Raw genomic sequence first — 19,687 nt, forward strand, 5'->3', positions numbered from 1 at the left:
TTAATAGAATTTTCTTTTTACAAACCATTTATCGTTAAGTGAAAAACTAAAACTTAAATTAGCATAATTCTCTTGTACTAAATTAGCGGCTGTCGTCCCTTTTTTGCCAAGTTCAAATCCAATATTTACGTTAGAAAAAGAACCTGTTAAAGGCAAACCAACTCCTAGAGTTAGGCCAATATCATTAATCGATTCTGAATTGATGATTAATCCTGTTTTTTCATATCTTAGACCACCTCTATAAACAATTCGTTTAGCATAACTTGTAAATGAATTGTAGTTAGGCAAGTAATAACCGCCAAGACTAAATTTTGTGGCTTTTTCGTAGGTTGCGTTTGCAATGGCGTTATAGTTATTTGCTAATCCACCTTTGTCTTGCAAAGTGATTTCGGCACCCAAAAGCCATTTCTTATTTTCGCCAAATCCAGCACCAATAGAAAGTTTGCTCGGCAATTTTAAATTTGTACTGTTTTGTTGATTTTCTAACTCATCGACAACCTGTATGTCAAAAGACGAATTGTAACTCACTGTAGAGATGTTTCTTGTGTTTTGAGATACTAAAGTACTCTCTGGAGAATAGGTTAAACTGCTATAAAATGTTGTTTTTTTATTTATTTTTGATTGGTACATCAACCCTAAATCAAAATTTATTCCAGACAATTCCGCAGTATTCAGTTCTCTTGAACCTATTGGAACAAAGGGTCTAAACTCAAGATTATTAGTTTCTATTTTTCCAAAATTATATTGCGCATCTATTCCAACACTAAGGTTTTTTGCCAATTGATACCCAAACCCTAAAAAAGCTTTGTTTAAACCGCCGGTGCCATTAAATCGTTTGCTGTTTTGGGTAACATCAGTAGCAACAACTTGTATTTTATACCCAACAGAAGTAAACGGTATTAATCCAAAACCAAAGCCTAATTTCCCTAAGGGTAATCCTATCGCTAAATAATCCAAGGTAGTTCTACGTGCGCTTGCATTTTGACTATTGGTTTTAAGTTTAGTGGTTTTGTATGTTCCTCCAATGGTAAAAGTGGTCAATTTTAAGTTAGAAAACCCTGCAGGATTTTGCAAATTAATATGGATACTATCCGGTTCAATTGCTATACCTGCCATCGAACGGCTTTCAACAGTACCTTTGAATCGCACATCGCCAATTCCATAAAAAGAATAAGGTGATGCTGTTCCATCTTGTGCAAAAGACACTAAAGTTAAAAGCAAACAAGTGCTTACTATAATTTTTTTAATCATTTTTGATTTTATATTGAAATGTTTGGTTCATACTTTCTAAAAGAAAATTTGAATTGGCAAATATGGTATTTTTTAATCGTTTAGCCAAAAATTCTGCGTCTCCACCCGTTAAAATTATTATAAAGTTTGAATAATGTGTCTTATAATGATTGATAAATCCATCTATTTCGTTTGTCAAACCATTTACCACTCCAGAATGAATGGATTCAACAGTCGATTTTCCAATAAAATTTTTGGGGTTTTCTAAAGTCAATAAGGGTAATTTTGCGGTGTAATTATGCAATGCTTCATACCTCAATCGCAATCCAGGCGAAATAGCGCCACCAAGATAATTATTATTTTCATCAATAAAATCATAGGTTACGCAAGTTCCTGCATCAATAACTAGTCGGTTCTGGTTAGGAAACAATAATGTCGCTCCAGCCGAGTTTACTAATCTATCAATGCCTAAAGTATGCGGTGTTTCGTAGGTGTTTTTAAATGGAAATGGGTCATTATGAGAAATAAAATGTACATTTATAATAGTACTAAAATTAAAAAAGACCAGTTTATCAACATCTCCAACCGATGCAACAATTAAATAGGATGTTTTTTTATATTTTTCTAAAATATTTTGAATGCTTTTGTGGAGATCTGTTTTTAAGAAAACAAACTGCTCGAGTAGGATATCTTCCTCAAAAACAGCACCTTTAATCCTGGTATTCCCAACATCTACAACTAGAATCATAATTTATATTTGATGAAGCAAATGTACGAATAGATTTTTTTTAATAATTGTTTTGTATAAATTAAAAATCCTGCTATATTTGCACCCGCGTTAAGCACGGTACCTTAGCTCAGATGGTAGAGCAATGGACTGAAAATCCATGTGTCCCTGGTTCGATCCCTGGAGGTACCACAAAACCCACTTTTAATGAGTGGGTTTTTTTTTTCAAACATTTTTTATGGCATCCCATTCTCTTTACATTTTATATTCTAGATCTAATATAAAATATTATGTGGGCGAAACTCATAATATTGAAGAAAGAATATTAAAACACAATCAACATTTGTATTCTAATTCCTTTACAAAAATTGCTAATGATTGGGAATAAGTCTTATTACATCATTGTGAGAATAGAACAAAAGCCCTTTTTCTTGAAAAATTTATTAAGAAAATGAAAAGCAAAGTTTTCATTCAAAAGATAATTTCAAATCCTAAAATATTAAATGAAATTATTTTAAAAAATAATATTTAATCCATTTGACCCTAGTTCTCCCGATTGCGAAGTTTCGGGAAACTTTCGAGCGAAAGAAAATCGAAAAAACAATAGAAAATTTGTTGCAGAATACCATAAATTGGTATATTTATAAAAAATATAAAATTATGGCACGAAATACATCAATTTTAATTGGAGAATATTACGAAAATTTTATAAACAGACAAATTGCTACAGGAAAATATAATTCTGTAAGCGAAGTTGTTAGAACTGCTTTGAGATATTTTGAACAGGAAGAAATGAAAACTAAATCTCTAATTGCAGAATTAGAACTTGGAGAAAAAAGTGAAAAAATCCGAAATTTTAACCGAACTGAAAATTTAAAACGGTTAAACGAAAATTTCCAAAAGTAATGGCGGAATATATCATAAGTGAAAAAGCACTTGACGATTTGAATACTATTTGGATTTACACAGCGGAAAATTGGTCGCTTGAACAAGCAAACCGATATTATAATTTGATAATGGACGAAATAGAATTTGTTGCAGAAAATTTTGAAACAAGCAAAGATTTTGGAAGTATTCGAAAAGATTATCGATTTTCAAAAGTGAAATCGCATTTAATATTTTGCAAACGAGTTGAAAATACTGAAATGGAAGTAGTGAGAATTTTGCATGAAAAAATGGATATTAAAAATAGAATTAACGATTAAAATAAAAAAAAAGTGATTGCACAAGAGCCACTTGGCGCAATTGCGAATTTTGTTTTAAATCCACGTTCACGTTTAGCAAGAATTTTTATCTTTAACAGAAAATAAAAAGTTCCGAAGTTCGCAACTGACCAGAAGCGGCGGAACGTTTCGGGACGAGACTGGAGGTACCACAAAACCCACTTATTATGAGTGGATTTTTTTTTCAAACATTTTTTATGGCATCCCATTCACTTTACATTTTATATTCTAGATCTAATATAAAATATTATGTGGGCGAAACTCATAATATTGAAGAAAGAATATTAAAACACAATCAGCATTTGTATTCTAATTCCTTTACAAAAATTGCTAATGATTGGGAATTAGTCTTATTACATCATAGTGAGGATAGAACAAAAGCCCTTTTTCTTGAAAAATTTATTAAGAAAATGAAAAGCAAAATTTTCATTCAAAAGATAATTTCAAATCCTAAAATATTAAAGGACTAACAAAGTTTTTTATTTTTGTTAAAAAAATAATGATATAAATAACTTTTAACATTCTATATTCGCAAAACTTAACTATATCGTTATATATCTCAAAAAAAATTAAAATACTATCTTATGAGTAATAAATCAACAAAAGGAATCTGGAAAGTAATTTCTGCGTCCTCGATGGGCACAATGATTGAATGGTATGATTTTTATATTTTTGGTAGTTTAGCCGTTGTAATCTCAACAAAATTCTTTCCTTCGGATAATCCTACGGCAGCCTTTTTATCAACATTGGCCACTTTTGCAGCTGGATTTGTAGTAAGACCTTTTGGAGCACTTTTTTTTGGAAGACTAGGTGATTTAATTGGTAGAAAATATACTTTTATGGTAACCTTAATGTTGATGGGTGGTGCTACTTTTTTGATAGGATGTATTCCGAGTTACGAAACTATTGGTTATTTAGCTCCTTTTTTAGTTTTAATATTAAGACTTCTTCAAGGTTTAGCACTTGGTGGTGAATACGGTGGCGCAGCAACTTATGTAGCTGAACATGCCCCAAAAGGACAGCGCGGTTATTGGACTTCGTGGATACAAACTACGGCAACTGTAGGGTTGTTTATTTCATTGATGGTTATTCTTGCAACAAAAAACATACTAACTCCAGAACAATTTGATGCTTGGGGTTGGAGAGTTCCTTTTTGGGTATCGATTATTATGGTAGTTGTTTCGTATATGATTAGAAAAAACATGGACGAATCCCCAGTTTTTGCCAAAGCTAAAGCCGAAGGAAAAACAAGTACAAATCCGTTGAAAGAAAGTTTCGGAAATCGTTACAATCTCAAATTTGTCTTACTGGCTTTGTTTGGAGCTACGATGGGACAAGGAGTGGTCTGGTACACAGGACAATTCTACGCAATGAGTTTCATGAAAACGGTGCTGAATATTGACAGTTCGCAAGTAGATACTTTACTTGGAATTGCTTTACTGCTCGGAACTCCTTTCTTTATTGTTTTTGGATGGTTGAGTGATAAAATAGGTCGCAAAAGCATCATGATGACTGGAATGTTGCTGGCAATTTTATTGTATCGCCCGATATACAAAACGATGTATGAAACGGTCGATGTCAAAAATAAAATAGTTTTGAAAATGGAAGAAAACATTCCAAAAAAAGCTGATTTTAAAAAAGGAGAGGCTTATTTTAGTACCACAACTGAATATAAAGATGGAACCGTCTCGCATAAAACTTTTACAACTCAATTAGGCAGTGGAGAAATAAAATCGGATACGACAATATCAACCCTCACTATTAATACAAACGACAAATGGGTATTGATTTTTATGGTCTGGATTCAGGTTATTTTTGTAACAATGGTTTATGGTCCAATTGCGGCTTTTCTTGTTGAGATGTTTCCAACAAAAATTCGCTACACATCAATGTCATTGCCTTACCATGTTGGAAATGGAATTTTTGGAGGTCTGCTTCCGGCTGTATCAACCTATTTTGTAACCAATGCAAAAAACAATGCAGATCCTGAGTTTTATTTAGCCGGATTATGGTATCCAATAGCAATTGCATCGGTTTGTTTTGTGATTGGAATGATTTATTTGAGTTGGAAAAACGAAACTATTAACGATTAAACTATTTTAATATGGATTTTATTAAACGAATTTTAGGAATTGTATGGTTGTTTTTAGCTTTGGCATCAGCCTATTTTTGCGTTTTTGTCTTTGGTTTACCCAAATTAAATTCCGGAAAACAAGAAGATTTGGTTTTTGGCATTATAATATTATTTGTACTAACACCTTTGATAGTAGTAGGACTTGGGACTTTTGGATATTTTGCAATAAAAGGAGAATATAACAAAGACAAATTATAATTGTTTTTTGAATAGATAATACTTTGAAATAAATGGTTAATCCCTATTTTTGTATACTAACTACAAAACAGCAACTATCATAAATTAAATCATCATGAGTTACTACAAAATTGACAATCTAGAACAGTATTTTAAGCATTACAATAAATCCATTCGAGAACCAAGAAAATTTTGGGGAAAAATTGCTGAGGAAAATTTTACATGGTACCAGCAGTGGGACAAAGTGGTAGACTTTAACATGGCCGAAGCCGAAGTAAAATGGTTTACTGAAGCCAAAGTAAATATTATTAAAAACTGTATCGACCGACATTTAGCACGTCGTGGAACCAAAACGGCAATTATTTTTGAACCTAATAATCCTGACGAAGAAGCGCAACATATTACCTATAATGAACTGCACCAAAGGGTTTGCAAAATGGCAAATGTGCTCAGAGAACAAGGCATAAGCAAAGGCGATAGAGTTTGTATTTATTTGCCCATGATTCCTGAATTAGCCGTATCGGTTTTAGCTTGTGCTAGAATTGGCGCAATACATTCGGTGGTTTTTGCCGGGTTTTCGGCAACAGCAGTTGCTACAAGAATAAATGATAGCGAATGTAAAATGGTTATTACCTCTGACGGAGGATTTCGTGGTAATAAAACCATTGATCTAAAAGGAATTATCGATGAATCATTAGTAAATTGTCCATGTGTCGAAAAAGTTTTGGTTACCAAAAGAACCAACACAACAGTTAACATGAATCCTGATCGTGACCAGTGGTTGCAACCACTTCTCGACGCAGCATCAGACAATAACGTGGCCGAAATCATGGATGCCGAAGATCCGTTATTCATACTTTATACGTCGGGTTCAACCGGAAAACCAAAAGGAATGGTGCATACAACCGCGGGTTACATGGTTTATACGGCGTATACTTTCAAAAATGTTTTTAATCACGAGGAGAATGATATTTTTTGGTGTACTGCCGATATTGGTTGGATAACCGGACATTCGTATATTCTTTATGGTCCATTATTGAATGGTGGAACGACAGTAATTTTTGAAGGCATTCCAACTTTTCCAGATTCTAGTCGTTTCTGGGAAGTTATCGAAAAACATAAAGTAACCCAATTTTATACTGCGCCAACAGCGATTCGTGCTTTGGCAAAAGAAAGTTTAGATTATGTTCAACGATTTCCTTTGAAATCCTTGAAAGTAATTGGCTCGGTTGGTGAACCTATCAACGAAGAAGCATGGCACTGGTACAACGATCATGTTGGCGGAAAACGTTGTCCCCTTGTAGATACTTGGTGGCAAACCGAAACCGGAGGAATTATGATTTCTCCAATTGCTTTTGTAACACCAACAAAACCAACATATGCTTCGTTGCCATTACCTGGAATTCAACCCGTTTTAATGGATGAAAAACGCAACGAAATCGAAGGCAATCAAGTTACTGGTAGTTTGTGCATTAAATTTCCGTGGCCGGGAATTGCACGAACCATTTGGGGTGATCATCAGCGGTACAAAGACACTTATTTCTCGACTTTCCCTGGAAAATATTTCACTGGCGATGGTGCTTTGCGTGATGAAGTCGGTTATTATAGAATCACAGGTCGTGTAGATGATGTGGTGATTGTATCGGGTCATAATCTAGGAACTGCACCTATAGAAGATGCGATAAATGAACATCCTGCAGTTGCCGAAAGTGCTATTGTAGGTTTTCCGCACGATATAAAAGGAAATGCATTGTACGGATATGTTATTCTAAAAGAAACTGGCGAAAGTAGAGATAGAGATAATCTTGCCATAGAAATCAATCAGCTTATTTCTGGGCAAATTGGACCCATTGCTAAACTGGATAAAATTCAGTTTGTTTCTGGTTTACCAAAAACACGATCTGGTAAAATTATGAGAAGAATATTACGTAAGATAGCCGAAGGTGATTTTTCTAATTTTGGAGATACATCCACTTTATTAAATCCAGAAATTGTAGACGAAATAAAAGAAGGCAAGTTGTAAATTTTTGATTTTATTCAATAAAAAAGGTCTCGATTTCTCGAGACCTTTTTACATTTTAAAAAAATATTATTCCTTTAAAAACTTCATGATTTTTACTTCATTGTTTTCATCATAAGCTTTCACAATATAAATTCCTTTATCTAAATCACTGATTGCGAATTGATGCTCTTTAGACTGAACTGCAGTAAAATTTTTGACTAATTGTCCTGTAATAGTGTAAACCTGAACTTTCGAAGTATTCACATTTAAAGTGAAATAGGTTGACGATGGATTTGGATACAACTCTATTTGTTCAGTCAAATCAAAATTAGATGTTCCTAAAGTTGATGGCTTGTTGCCGTAAACTCTAAATCCTCCAGGCTCAATTGCAAGATTCATATTCGTACTTGTTACATTGACCGTAGAATTATCCATCAAGTTATACCATGTTCCTGTGTAAGGAAAACCGGCAGCTGTATTAAGTGTATTGTCTGAAAAATTTGTTCGTACAAAAGTATAACTCAATGCAGCCGAAGGATTCGTATTTGTCCAAATATCAATACGTGGACTGCCAGTTTGACCAAAATTCCATGCATATTGACCGTTCTCAAAAACATCTTCTGTTTTTTTCAAATTAATCATTTTTGCCCAATTATCATAAATTTTACTTCTTGCTAAATCGCTTAACCAATTGTTTGTCCATTGCGGTTGTGGTTTAGTATCTAATTTACAATCCGGATTTGAAAAAGAAACGTTTCCGTTGTTGCAAGTCCACAAAGAACTATCCCAACCAAGTTCGCCAAAATGCCAAATCATTTTTGGACCTGGAACTAAGAGATGAATTGCTCCCATTGCGGGTAATCTTTCTAAAACTTTTGGCAAATTATTTAATGTTTGATTTGCTCCAGCATCAGTGAGTGCTTTGTAAACCACGCGCTCCTCATCATGACTTTCTGCATAACCTATATAACGGTCTGATGAATTTGCTACTGCTGATAAATCAGCAGAATTCCCTTTAAGAATATCTGCATAACTACTGGTCATGATTTTCCACTGCATTATTCCTTTAGTGTCTCCAGAGCGCAAATAATCAGCCCATTCTAATTCTTCTGCCGAAGAACCGTCAGGCGTGCCTAAATGTTCGAATATGATCAAGAAGTTAGGGTCTAATTCCCATTGTTTATCCGCATAGTATTTTAGTTTTGCTACTCTGTCTGTTCGGTAACCATTAGTACAAGATTGATCACTTGCTGTGCATTGATTTGTAAATCCTTTGGTTAAATCCCAACGAAAACCATCAATCTTATAGTCTTGAATCCAATTTTTTATAGTTCTCAATACATAAGTATTGGTCATGTTCAATCCTGGACCAGATTCTCTAAAATGGTTTAAATCACTACCTACACTATAGGAATGTTTAGCGGTCTGGTTAATGTATGGATTTTCGGTAGTTGTCCCATTTCCCCAACCATCTCCATTGGTATCAAGCATCCACATTCTTTCGAGTGGAGAACGACCAAATACATGGTTAAGAGCAATGTCTAAAATAACTGCGATTCCGTTTTGATGACATAAATCTATAAACTCCTTTAATTTTTCGGGTGGACCATATCTTTTGTCTGGAGCCAAATGAAATACGGTATTGTAACCCCAACTTTCATTGCCTTCAAACTCCATTACTGGCATTAATTGAATGGCATTTATTTTAAGATTTTTGAAATAATCTATTCTATTAATTAAATCTTGATAGCTTTTATTTGTATCGAAATCACGCACCAAAAGCTCATAAATAACTAAATCTTTTTTCTTTGGTTTTACAAAATTAGTGGTTGCTGCACTCCATGCATAGGCAGTTTTTGCTGTTTGCAAAACCGAAACTTCTCGTTCTTGACCAACTGGATACGCTGGTAAATTTGGATAAACTCCCAAGGCTGCAATTTCAGGATCATCAAATGGCGATAATACTAATGTTGAGAATGGGTCGGCAGTTTTTACTAAAGCCGGAGAATTTGTAGGTCTATTTGTTTGATCACAAACCCAATACTGATAAGTGTATACTTGCCCAGCTGTGAGTCCTGTTAATTCTAACCAATATTTCCCTGTACTTGAATCTCTTCGCATTGCATAAGTAGAAGTAGGTTGCCAATTATTGAAACTTCCGGCTACATATACAAAATCTTTAAACGGAGCATTCAATACAAGTGTAGCTCTAGTTGGATCACTGGTGTTATAATTAATTCCATCTTCAAGCCCTACGGGAATCGTTTGTGTTGTGCTACCTGGATTTATAATTACAGCAAAATTTGCGGTAAAAGTTGTAACGCCTTGCGTTATTTGTAATTTATAAATTTGATTTGTGGTAATTCCTGTATGAATATATGAATATAAAGAAGTTGTTTGTGAATTTATACTGGTCCCATTTGCTAATAAATTATACGTTGCATTGCCATTAGTATTATTAGCAGCAATTGTAAAATTATTCCCTGAAGCCAAAAAAGTATAACTGTTTTGAACTGGTGCGGTTAAATTATATTGAAAAGCTCCAACGGGAAGAAATGTTCCATTTGTATCCTGAATGCTTGCATCAGCACTTCTAAAAATGATACAAATTTGAGTTATTGAATTTGTATTTAACACCCCAAAATAAGTAAATAAATCTGGTGTAATGTTTAAAGTATAAATATTAGAAGTACCTACTTGTGTCATTGCTGGTTGCGTATTATTTCCCCAAACTGGACTTCCTTTTATATTTTGCCATTGCACACCATTGACTGTAACTCCTATATAGGCATAAATTGTTCCAGAATATGCAGCCAAAGACGTTCCTGTTTTATCAAAAGTAATCGTTGCCGATTGTTCGGCAAGAACTGGTGAAGGTGCAGTTGTAATCTGTGCTTTTAAACCAAAACTAAAGAGTACTAAAATTAGTAAAACAATTTTTTTCATAGTTTATTTATTTAAAAAAAGGATTGAGTCTCAACTCAATCCTTTTTATGATAATTATTTGATTATTAATCTACTGTTATTGTTTTTGTAACAGAATTAATAGTTAATAATCTTAAAGCCGTTGGCCCAGTATATCTAAAATTTTTATCGCCATCATTCGCGTTAATTAATTCGGAATCAATTGTATAACCATTACCTGAATAATACAAGTAATTTCTATCTCCTAATCCCCAACTATCTCCACCATTGTTTCCAAGAAAAACTCTAAAAGTTTCTCCATTGTTTAATTTAAGTGGTACTTCATAAATTCCGTTTGATACTAATGCAAATTCGGTTTCATTGCTTCCTGACCAAGACCAACCACCAGGTGTTGCTGCTCCAACTAACCATTGAGAATTTGCAGCAGTTGTACCTTGTGCTACAGTAACTGTTTTGTCATTTTCATTGATTTTCAATCGATACGCTCCAGGAGTTCCTGTAAATCTAAAGTTTTTATCTCCGTCATTAGCATTTTCTAAAGTCGAACTTATTTTATAACCCGCATTGGCATAATAAAGGTAATTTCTACCTGTATTCCAGTCGCCTTTTGTAGTAAAAAATCTAAAAGTATCATTTGCTAATGTTGCTGTTACCGTTAAAATTTTATTGTCACAAATTAAACTCAATGGAGTGTTCCAGTTCCAACCAGCACTAGGAATACCTGCGCCTACTGCATATTGTCCTAAACATCCATAAGCTGTAATTAAATACGTTAGAGTACTTGAATAAACAGGTTGTGTACCCGTTGTTCCTGATGTTGCTTTAATTCTAATATCTACCGGACTTTGTGCAAAAGGTGTTGCTCCTGCTGTTAATGCAGCAAGATTTAATTGTGCAGATTGGATTGTAATAAACTGATTTGTAGTTGTTCCTAATTCTTGAATGCTTGCAAAATTAGAACCATTTGCGGCTAATTCAACGGTATAAGTTACTACAGACTGTGTTGTATAATCCATTGGAGACCATGTTAATGAAATCCCTGGATTTGTTGGCGTAGTTTCATTAAGTACAATTGCTTCGCCAGTAATGGGAGTTGTGATTGAAAATGATCCTTCTGGGTTAGTTAACAATAATTCTTGTTCGTCTTCACAAGATACAAACCCTGTCATTAGGGCAATTGCTAAAATAGATTTTATTATATTTTTCATTTTATTAGTTTTTTAAAATTAGTAACCTGTATTTTGAGTTAAATTTGGATTTGCTGCTAATGACGCTGATGGTATTGGAAATACTTTTAAATTATTAGAAATAGCAATTCCATTTGTGCCATTTCCTTTCCAAGCCCAATTGTAAACTCCACCAGTATATTTGCCAAATCGAATTAGATCTTGTCTTCTATGACCTTCTAAATATAATTCTCTAGCTCTTTCGTCTAGTATAAAATCAAGAGTAACTTGTCCTGTTGTTACATTGGCAAAATTGCCTCCGTTTGCTCTTTCTCTAAGTGCGTTTACGTATGTAAGACCTTGAGATGTTGTTGCTCCTGTTGCTCCTCTTAATGCACATTCAGCATACATTAAATAAACATCTGCCAAACGAAAAAGTGGAAAATCCGTGTTTACAAAAGTTGAATTCCCACCAGGAACTCCTGTTGAACTAACATTAGAATATTTTGTCAAAATATAACCTTGATTTCTGTTTGCTATATCTAAAATTTCCAATGATCGAGGTCCACCACCTGTAATTGTTTTTCTTGAATCATAGTCAAAATCTAATCCGTCAAATTTTTGAACAAATTGTTTACGCAATCGTATTGCTCCACCCCAACCTCCAGAACCAACACCTAGTGAAGTGCCGTTTTGTTCTAATGAACCTACTGATCCATTAACCATAACGGTTGTAGGTCCGTAATTTTGTGTAACTACACCATCGGCTTGAAATGAAAAAATCAATTCTGAAGATAAATTATTATCGGCTTTGAAATTGTTCATATAGTTTTCGTTTAATGCATAACCACCCGCAATTATTGCATTACATTGTGTTACACATTCACTGTATTTTGGAGCTCCAATAAAAACTTGTGCATTTAAATACATTTTGGCCAAAATCATTCGAGCTACAGCCTGATCTACTCTACCATATTCATTCGTTCTTGGCGCTTTTAAGTCAGGTACTAAAGCTATTAATTCACTTTCTATAAAAGTAAATAACTGTTGTCTGTCGTATTGAATTCCAGCAAAGTTCACTGGGTCAGACTCGGTTATAAAAGGTGCTTTACCAAATAAATCCATCATATTATAGTATGCTAATGCTCTGGCAACTCTAGCTTCTTTTCGATACAATGCAATATCGTTAAGTAAAGCCGTTTCAGTTACACCTCTTGTGCTTAATTTTTCTGGTGTGGTTTGTTTTAAAAACTCATTTACAATTGCTACACCAACCATTGCTCTACTAAACATTCCTAAAATTACAGGATTCTCTGCAGTCCAAATGTTTCTTTGTAATTCTCTTGTTCCAGGATCATTTTCATAACTCCAGATAATTTCATCCGAAGTTAGGTCTTGTAAATACCATAAGCATCTACCATATTGACTTGTTCCTGCATCGATTCCTTCTAATGAAGAAGAACCTGCTCCACCAGTTCCTGTTAAGGAGAAGTTGCTATAAACTCCTGCCAATGCTTTTTTGTAAGCTCCAGGTTGTGCAAAAAAGGCTTCAGATGTAAAAATATCATCATCTTTAGGCACTACTTCTAGGTCACTCGTACAAGAATTAAGTACTAATGTTAGTCCTAAAAGGCACAATAGATTTAATTTAATTTTTTTCATGATTTTTTATATTAAAATTTTACGTTTGCTCCAAATAAGACGGATCGTTGTCTTGGATAAATGGTTTGGTCGCGACCATCATTTGTAATTTCGGGGTCAAGTCCAGAATATTTTGTAAGTACAAAAGCATTTTGAACTCCTGTAAACAATCGCAACGATGCTTTACCTTCTAACCATTTAGGGAAAGTGTATCCCAAAGAAACATTGTCCAATTTTAAAAACGAAGCATTCTCAATATAAAGGTCAGACAAAACTACATTTGAAGTAGTGTTGAAATTAGTTTGAGTTACAGCCGATGGAATGTTTCTGATTACACCATTTAAAACGTTGTCGTATTGAGCGTTAGCCGCATTTACACCATTATAAATTCTATTTCCAATACTTGCTCTCATATTAAATGAAAAATCAAGGTTCTTGTAATTCATGTTAGAAGCAAATCCAAAAGTTGCGTCTGGATCTGGATTTTTATAAATGTATCGGTCTTTATCATTGATAGCACCATCTCCATTCAAATCGGCAAAAGCACCTTCGATAGGATTGTTTGATGTATCGTACAATTGTTTGCGAACATAAAATGCATAAGGAGTGAATCCTTCTCTAAAAATTTGAACTGTTCCACCAGTTCCAGCTCCTGTTCCTCCTAAAAGGATATCAGAATTTAAGGCTAACTTGTCTATTCTTCTTTCAAATTTAGTCGCATTAAAGTTTACATTCCAAGTAAAATCCTCTGTTTTAAACAATTCTGCATTTAATGTAAATTCTAACCCTTTTGTTGTAAAACTACCTATGTTTTGATATCCTCGATTAGAAAAATTACTTCCATCTGGAATTGCTGATTTTACCAATAAATCATTAGTAACTTTGTAAAAGGCCTCTAAACTTCCGCTTATTCTATTATCAAACAATCCGTAATCAATACCCACATTATAAGTGGTAGTTTCTTCCCATTTAATTAATGGATTATAGGCGGTAGAAAATCCAACTGATAATGGTATTGTTCCTATAGTATATTGTGAATTTCCATCACCATTAATATATTTTTGTAGATATACATTTGCATTTGGGTCATCTCCTGAAGAAATATCCTGTTGCCCAGTAATTCCATATCCTAAACGAAGTTTAAAATCTGAGATTACTTTAGAGTTTTTAAACAAATCTTCTTTTAATTTCCATGCAAAAGCTGCTGCTGGAAAGTTACCCCATCTATTGTCTTCACTAAATCTTGATGAACCATCTCGTCTGTAAGAGAAGGTTAATAAATATTTGTCGTTAAAACTAAAATTAGTTCTACCAAAGAAACCAATCAAAACAACATCGGTATCTATGTCGGTTTCTTCACCTATATTATCAGGTTGAAGTATGTTTCTCGTATAATAATTTTGGGCTTGAAATTTTTGATACGAGTAACCTGCAGTAGCATCAATATTTATTTTTCCTAGTTTTTTATTGTAATTCAAATAGCCGTCAAACAATTTGTTTTTTACTGTTTTTTCCGAATGTTCGTTTTTACCATAAGGAATATTATTGTTACTTGGTCCTGAAGCAGCAAATCTAGAAACCAAAGTGTTTCTTACTCCATTTGCTTCATCATAACCTACGTTAGCTACTGCTTTTAAACTAGGCAAAAAGTGAAATTTATATTCCATTTCTACATTACCAAAAATTCTATTATTAACACCCGTATCATTGGTTTGTAATAATTGTGCCACTGGATTTCTTGGTCCAAGAACTAGAGGATTTGTTGCGCTTGGCGTATAATATTCAAAAAACCCTTCATAAGCTGCGTTTCCTGTAGTTACAGGTTGCGTAGGGTCAAACCCTATAGCAGAACCTTCAACACCATCAGCAAATCTGTTTTTTTCATTAGCATAATTTGCATTGATTCTAAATTTTAAATGATCTTTAAAAAGAGATGGACTTAATGTTGTTGAAATCGTATTTCTATTAAAAACATTGGTCAATCTTAACCCTTGTTGATACGTGTTACCAAAAGACAAACGTGCCGGAATGGCTTTGAACAAATTTCCTTTCAAGGATAAGTTATTGTCAATAAAGTCAGTCTTTCTATAGATTTCATCTTGCCAATCCGTTCTTGAAGTTCCTAATTTTGAAACTTGAGCTGGATATCTGTTTTCGATTAAAATTCTATAATCATCTGCATTAAAGACTTTTACTTTATCTACTAATTGACCTGAACCATATTGAAAATTATAGTCAACAGATAATTTTTTTCCTCCTTTTTTAGTGGTAATAATAATCACCCCATTTGATGCTCTAGAACCATAAATAGCGGTTGCAGAGGCATCTTTAAGAACTGAAAAACTCTCAATGTCATTTGGGTTCAAAGAAGCTAAAACTGATGTAGAACCCGTATTTGTTTTGCTCGAGATTGGTAGACCGTCAATTACAATCAAAGGATCATTTGAAGCAGATAAGGATGAACCTCCACGAATTCTAATTTGAGATCCAGAACCTGGTGCGCCACTAGTATTTACGGTCAAACCTGCAACACGACCGCTTAAGAGATTCTCAGCAGTAACATTGGCACCTTTATTAAAATCTTTTGTAGTAATTACAGTAACTGCACCTGTTGCGTCTTTCTTCCTAACAGAACCATAACCTACTTGAACTACTACTTCTTTTAGTTCATTAGCAGATTCTTCAAGCGATACTGATATTGTTGTTTGATTACTGTACACAACGGTTTGATCTGAGTATCCAATGAAAGAAAAAACGATTTTATCGCCACTTTTAACATTAGATAATTGAAATTTTCCGTCAAAATCTGATGCTGTACTATTTGTACCGCCTTGTACATTTATATTTACTCCCGGAATGGGTTGTCCTGATGCTTTATCAAGAACAGTTCCTTTTAGTGTATTCTGAGCCAGAAGACCAAAAGGAAGTAGCAGCAATAAAAATAACAACTTTTTGTAAATTGTTTTCATACTTTTTGTTTAGGTTAATTTTGAGTTTAGTTAAAAAAATTTGTTTTACTTTTACTTCGAACGTCAAAACTAAATAATTATTAACATGCTTCGACATCTGGCAGTTTCTATTAATTTACGAAAACGTGATAGTGTTGAAAACTTTCTTTATTATTCACAATATTTAGGAATAAATTTGCCATAAATGAAAATTAATTTTACTTTTATTACGAAAATGATTTTTATCAAATTTACAATATGAAACGAAAAGTAACCCTCAAACAAATTGCTAAAGAACTCGGAGTTTCCATATCAACAGTTTCTAAATCGTTAAGAAACAGTATGGAAATTAGCGAAGATACTCGCCTAAAAGTACAAGCATTTGCTAAATTTTATCACTACAAACCCAACAATATTGCGCTGAGCCTAAAAAACAGAAAGACCAAAACGATAGGACTTATTATTCCAGAAATTGTACACCATTTTTTCTCCACTGTAATCAATGGAATTGAACAAATTGCGAATGAAAATGGCTATAGCGTTATCATTTGCCTCTCTGACGATTCCTTCGATAAGGAAGTACTTAATATGGAATTATTAGCCAATGGAAGCATTGATGGTTTTATCATGTCATTATCCAAAGAGACCCAGTTTAAAGGAGATTTTCATCATATCACCGAAGTTATTCAACAAGGAATGCCAGTAGTTATGTTCGATCGAGTAACCGATGTAATTCTTTGCGATAAAGTTATCATTGATGATAAATTAGCGGCATACAACGCCGTTCAAAGTTTAATCAACAAAGGCAAGAAAAAAATCGCGCTTGTAACAACCGTTGATTATGTAAGCGTCGGAAAATTAAGAACAGATGGCTACATCAAAGCATTGCTAGATAACGGATTGCCGTTTGACGAAAGTTTAATTATTAAAATCGAAAACGTAGATACTTGTGAAATAATTATAGGTAAATTACTCGAAGAAAAAGTAGTTGACGCCGTTTTTGCAGTAAACGAATTATTTGCAGTAACCATTATTAAAACCGCAAATAAATTGGGGTTAAAAGTGCCTCAGGATCTAGCCGTAATTGCATTTACTGATGGAATAATTTCAAAATACTCTACACCAACAATTACTACAGTCTCTCAAAATGGTATAGAAATGGGAAATACTGCAGCGAGAATCCTTATCAATCGATTGGAAATTGAAGAAGAAATTGAAGACGAAGAGGATTACAAAACAGTATTAATAGAAACCCATTTGATAGAAAGAGAATCAACTAATTAGCCTATTAAAAACATATTTATTAAACTATTACGTTATAGTTAATAATTCTATTCCAACTTTACTTAAAAAAAACAAACAAGTAAAATAAATTTATATATTTACTCCCCAATCAAAGCTTTTACTTTTACTTCGAACAATAAGTCAAGTTTTGATAAGCATCGCGCTTATCGTACCATCATTTAAAAATTACGATAATGGAAAAGCGTAGATTAAGTTTCTGGGAAATCTGGAATATGAGTTTCGGTTTCTTAGGAATACAAATGGGGTTTGCCCTACAAAATGCTAACGCTAGCAGAATTCTTCAAATCTTTGGTGCCGATGTTCACGAACTTTCGTGGTTTTGGATGATTGCACCTCTTATGGGATTAATAGTTCAACCCATCATAGGTCATTACAGTGACAACACCTGGGGAAGATTTGGAAGAAGGAAACCATTTTTCCTAATCGGTGCCGTTTTAGCATCAATAGGATTAGTTTTGATGCCTCAAGCAAATATTTTTACAGCAATTCTACCAGCACTTTGGGTTGGAGCAGGAATGCTTATGATTATGGATGCTTCGTTTAATATTGCCATGGAACCTTTCCGTGCACTTGTAGGAGATAATTTAAGAAACGATCAACGCACTTCGGGTTTTAGTATTCAAACTGCATTAATAGGTTTTGGAGCTGTTATCGGTTCCGCATTGCCTTATGTTTTTACGAAATGGTTTGGAATTTCAAATGAAGCGCCACTAGGCGAAGTCCCTTTTAATTTAACATTATCATTTATTTTTGGCGCTGTCATTTTAATTGCTTCTATAATGGTTACCCTTTTCACAACCAAAGAGTATTCGCCCCAAGAAATGGCACAATTTGACGATGAAAAAGCGCATTCAAAAGCCCTAGAAAATGAAGCCATTGAAACCGAATCTAAATTATCCGATATTTTTACAGATTTTAAGAAAATGCCAACTACAATGCGTCAATTAAGTTGGGTACAGTTTTTCTCTTGGTTTGGACTCTTTGGAATGTGGGTTTTCACAACTCCTGCAATTGCACATCATACTTATGGACTTGCTATTGAAGATCATACAAGCAAACAATATCAAGATGCTGGTGACTGGGTTGGGATATTATTTGGAGTTTACAATTTAGTATCCGCGCTTGTAGCGCTCTTTTTATTACCCAGATTAGCTAAAATATTTGGAAGAAAAAAAACCCATTCCCTTTCGTTAATTGTTGGTGGCATCGGTTTAATCTCCATTTATTTTATGCCAAATGAAAACTGGATAGTCCTTTCTATGATATGCGTTGGATTTGCTTGGGCAAGTATTCTAGCCATGCCATACGCCATTCTTGCTGGGGCAATAGCACCAAAGAAAATGGGTGTTTATATGGGTATTTTTAATTTTTTTATTGTGATTCCACAAATTATCAATGCTTTAATTGGAGGTCCAATTGTAGAATATTTTTATAACGGAAATGCAATTTATGCACTGATAACAAGTGGCGTAAGTTTTATAATTGCAGCCCTTTTGGTTTATAAAGTCAATGATAATGACGAAGAAAAAAATTAAAATTTAGAATTATATAAATGAATAAAAAAGCTTTCATATTCGATCTTGACGGAGTTATTGTTGACACCGCAAAATACCACTACTTGGCTTGGCAAAAATTAGCTCAAGAACTCGGAATCGAATTTACACCAGAACACAACGAGGAATTAAAAGGCGTAAGCCGAGTGCGATCTCTAGATATTATATTAGAATTAGGCAAAATCGAAGCTTCGCAAGAAGATAAAAACAAATGGCTTTTTCAAAAAAATGAAGACTATTTATCTTATCTAGTAGACATCGATCAAAGTGAAATTTTACCTGGAGTTTATCCTGTTTTAAAATATTTGAAAGAAAACGGTCAAGCCATTGCTTTAGGATCCGCCAGTAAAAATGCTAGGCCAATATTAGAGAAAACTGGAATCATCAGTTATTTTGATGCAATTGTTGATGGTAATGATGTTTCAAATGCAAAGCCAGATCCAGAAGTTTTCTTGAATGCCGCTAAATTATTAGGCGTGAACCCAGAAAATTCAATAGTTTTTGAAGATTCTGTTGCGGGAATTCAAGCTGCAAATACTGCAAATATGATAAGTGTAGGAATTGGCGAGGAAGAAATTCTTTGTGAATCACAATTTATTTTCAAAGACTTTACCTTTATAGACGAGCATTTTATTGATGCTTTAATTAAAAATTAA

The 19,687-nt window shown here is 33.7% G+C and carries 16 protein-coding genes and 1 tRNA gene; 11 read left to right on the forward strand and 6 right to left on the reverse strand.

The features are described from left to right. Together RMO53_RS00890 and RMO53_RS00895 are read right to left on the reverse strand one after the other, a co-directional pair. Entirely contained in the window at positions 1–1,251 is a 1,251-nt protein-coding gene (locus RMO53_RS00890; protein WP_310377464.1) for a hypothetical protein, read from the reverse strand. Beyond that, entirely contained in the window at positions 1,244–1,978 is a 735-nt protein-coding gene (locus RMO53_RS00895) for a type III pantothenate kinase (protein ID WP_310377465.1), read from the reverse strand. Before RMO53_RS00895 ends, RMO53_RS00890 begins: the two co-directional genes overlap by 8 nt. 98 nt (positions 1,979–2,076) lie before the next feature. Between RMO53_RS00895 and RMO53_RS00900 the strand changes: the two genes are divergently transcribed. The 8 genes from RMO53_RS00900 to acs all read left to right on the forward strand — a co-directional run bounded on the left by RMO53_RS00900 (position 2,077) and on the right by acs (position 7,514). Then, positions 2,077–2,149: transfer RNA gene (locus RMO53_RS00900), tRNA-Phe, on the forward strand. Between the two features lie 46 nt (positions 2,150–2,195). Next, positions 2,196–2,345, forward strand: a complete 150-nt coding sequence (locus RMO53_RS00905) for a GIY-YIG nuclease family protein (protein WP_310377466.1) — start codon at positions 2,196–2,198, stop codon at positions 2,343–2,345. A gap of 272 nt (positions 2,346–2,617) precedes the next feature. Further along, entirely contained in the window at positions 2,618–2,863 is a 246-nt protein-coding gene (locus RMO53_RS00910; RefSeq protein ID WP_310377467.1) for a type II toxin-antitoxin system ParD family antitoxin, read from the forward strand. Further along, entirely contained in the window at positions 2,863–3,162 is a 300-nt protein-coding gene (locus RMO53_RS00915) for a type II toxin-antitoxin system RelE/ParE family toxin (protein WP_310377468.1), read from the forward strand. The genes RMO53_RS00910 and RMO53_RS00915 overlap by 1 nt, the downstream gene beginning before the upstream one ends. 215 nt (positions 3,163–3,377) lie before the next feature. Beyond that, complete coding sequence (locus RMO53_RS00920; RefSeq protein WP_310377469.1) at positions 3,378–3,650, forward strand: GIY-YIG nuclease family protein; 273 nt, start codon at positions 3,378–3,380, stop codon at positions 3,648–3,650. Between the two features lie 114 nt (positions 3,651–3,764). After that, positions 3,765–5,273 carry an MFS transporter gene (locus RMO53_RS00925; RefSeq protein ID WP_310377470.1) on the forward strand — a complete coding sequence of 503 codons (1,509 nt, stop codon included), beginning with the start codon at positions 3,765–3,767 and terminating at the stop codon, positions 5,271–5,273. A gap of 11 nt (positions 5,274–5,284) precedes the next feature. Then, positions 5,285–5,512 (forward strand): DUF6814 family protein, encoded by a 228-nt coding sequence (locus tag RMO53_RS00930; protein WP_310377471.1) that lies wholly within the window; start codon positions 5,285–5,287, stop codon positions 5,510–5,512. A gap of 94 nt (positions 5,513–5,606) precedes the next feature. Next, positions 5,607–7,514, forward strand: a complete 1,908-nt coding sequence (acs, locus tag RMO53_RS00935; protein ID WP_310377472.1) for an acetate--CoA ligase — start codon at positions 5,607–5,609, stop codon at positions 7,512–7,514. A 66-nt stretch (positions 7,515–7,580) separates the two neighbouring features. On the opposite strand, the gene RMO53_RS00940 is transcribed toward acs, so the two are convergent. The 4 genes from RMO53_RS00940 to RMO53_RS00955 all read right to left on the reverse strand — a co-directional run bounded on the left by RMO53_RS00940 (position 7,581) and on the right by RMO53_RS00955 (position 16,194). After that, entirely contained in the window at positions 7,581–10,439 is a 2,859-nt protein-coding gene (locus tag RMO53_RS00940; RefSeq protein ID WP_310377473.1) for an alpha-amylase family glycosyl hydrolase, read from the reverse strand. Between the two features lie 65 nt (positions 10,440–10,504). Further along, the gene (locus RMO53_RS00945) at positions 10,505–11,626 is read right to left on the reverse strand and encodes a SusE domain-containing protein (protein ID WP_310377474.1); all 1,122 of its coding nucleotides are present in this window, start codon (positions 11,624–11,626) and stop codon (positions 10,505–10,507) included. A gap of 18 nt (positions 11,627–11,644) precedes the next feature. Beyond that, positions 11,645–13,246 carry a RagB/SusD family nutrient uptake outer membrane protein gene (locus RMO53_RS00950; RefSeq protein WP_310377475.1) on the reverse strand — a complete coding sequence of 534 codons (1,602 nt, stop codon included), beginning with the start codon at positions 13,244–13,246 and terminating at the stop codon, positions 11,645–11,647. 11 nt (positions 13,247–13,257) lie between these two features. After that, positions 13,258–16,194: a SusC/RagA family TonB-linked outer membrane protein gene (locus RMO53_RS00955; protein WP_310377476.1), complete on the reverse strand. Its 2,937-nt coding sequence runs from the start codon at positions 16,192–16,194 to the stop codon at positions 13,258–13,260. A gap of 237 nt (positions 16,195–16,431) precedes the next feature. Here RMO53_RS00955 and RMO53_RS00960 point away from each other — a divergent pair, with 237 nt between their 5' ends. The 3 genes from RMO53_RS00960 to pgmB all read left to right on the forward strand — a co-directional run bounded on the left by RMO53_RS00960 (position 16,432) and on the right by pgmB (position 19,687). After that, positions 16,432–17,457, forward strand: coding sequence for a LacI family DNA-binding transcriptional regulator (locus RMO53_RS00960; RefSeq protein WP_310377477.1), 1,026 nt, complete (start codon positions 16,432–16,434; stop codon positions 17,455–17,457). A 194-nt stretch (positions 17,458–17,651) separates the two neighbouring features. Continuing rightward, positions 17,652–19,013: an MFS transporter gene (locus tag RMO53_RS00965; RefSeq protein WP_310377478.1), complete on the forward strand. Its 1,362-nt coding sequence runs from the start codon at positions 17,652–17,654 to the stop codon at positions 19,011–19,013. A gap of 17 nt (positions 19,014–19,030) precedes the next feature. Beyond that, entirely contained in the window at positions 19,031–19,687 is a 657-nt protein-coding gene (gene pgmB / locus RMO53_RS00970; protein WP_310377479.1) for a beta-phosphoglucomutase, read from the forward strand.

Source organism: Flavobacterium sp., assembly GCF_031409475.1.
In the GTDB taxonomy this organism is placed as follows: domain Bacteria; phylum Bacteroidota; class Bacteroidia; order Flavobacteriales; family Flavobacteriaceae; genus Flavobacterium.

Bases quoted from the DNA above. Each gene is read 5' to 3' on its own strand.
- RMO53_RS00955 (WP_310377476.1), bottom strand. From the start codon at position 16,194: ATGAAAACAATTTACAAAAAGTTGTTATTTTTATTGCTGCTACTTCCT.
- RMO53_RS00905 (WP_310377466.1), top strand. From the start codon at position 2,196: ATGGCATCCCATTCTCTTTACATTTTATATTCTAGATCTAATATAAAA.
- RMO53_RS00915 (WP_310377468.1), top strand. From the start codon at position 2,863: ATGGCGGAATATATCATAAGTGAAAAAGCACTTGACGATTTGAATACT.
- RMO53_RS00960 (WP_310377477.1), top strand. From the start codon at position 16,432: ATGAAACGAAAAGTAACCCTCAAACAAATTGCTAAAGAACTCGGAGTT.
- acs (WP_310377472.1), top strand. From the start codon at position 5,607: ATGAGTTACTACAAAATTGACAATCTAGAACAGTATTTTAAGCATTAC.
- RMO53_RS00930 (WP_310377471.1), top strand. From the start codon at position 5,285: ATGGATTTTATTAAACGAATTTTAGGAATTGTATGGTTGTTTTTAGCT.
- RMO53_RS00940 (WP_310377473.1), bottom strand. From the start codon at position 10,439: ATGAAAAAAATTGTTTTACTAATTTTAGTACTCTTTAGTTTTGGTTTA.
- RMO53_RS00965 (WP_310377478.1), top strand. From the start codon at position 17,652: ATGGAAAAGCGTAGATTAAGTTTCTGGGAAATCTGGAATATGAGTTTC.
- RMO53_RS00895 (WP_310377465.1), bottom strand. From the start codon at position 1,978: ATGATTCTAGTTGTAGATGTTGGGAATACCAGGATTAAAGGTGCTGTT.
- RMO53_RS00920 (WP_310377469.1), top strand. From the start codon at position 3,378: ATGGCATCCCATTCACTTTACATTTTATATTCTAGATCTAATATAAAA.
- RMO53_RS00945 (WP_310377474.1), bottom strand. From the start codon at position 11,626: ATGAAAAATATAATAAAATCTATTTTAGCAATTGCCCTAATGACAGGG.
- pgmB (WP_310377479.1), top strand. From the start codon at position 19,031: ATGAATAAAAAAGCTTTCATATTCGATCTTGACGGAGTTATTGTTGAC.
- RMO53_RS00950 (WP_310377475.1), bottom strand. From the start codon at position 13,246: ATGAAAAAAATTAAATTAAATCTATTGTGCCTTTTAGGACTAACATTA.
- RMO53_RS00925 (WP_310377470.1), top strand. From the start codon at position 3,765: ATGAGTAATAAATCAACAAAAGGAATCTGGAAAGTAATTTCTGCGTCC.
- RMO53_RS00890 (WP_310377464.1), bottom strand. From the start codon at position 1,251: ATGATTAAAAAAATTATAGTAAGCACTTGTTTGCTTTTAACTTTAGTG.
- RMO53_RS00910 (WP_310377467.1), top strand. From the start codon at position 2,618: ATGGCACGAAATACATCAATTTTAATTGGAGAATATTACGAAAATTTT.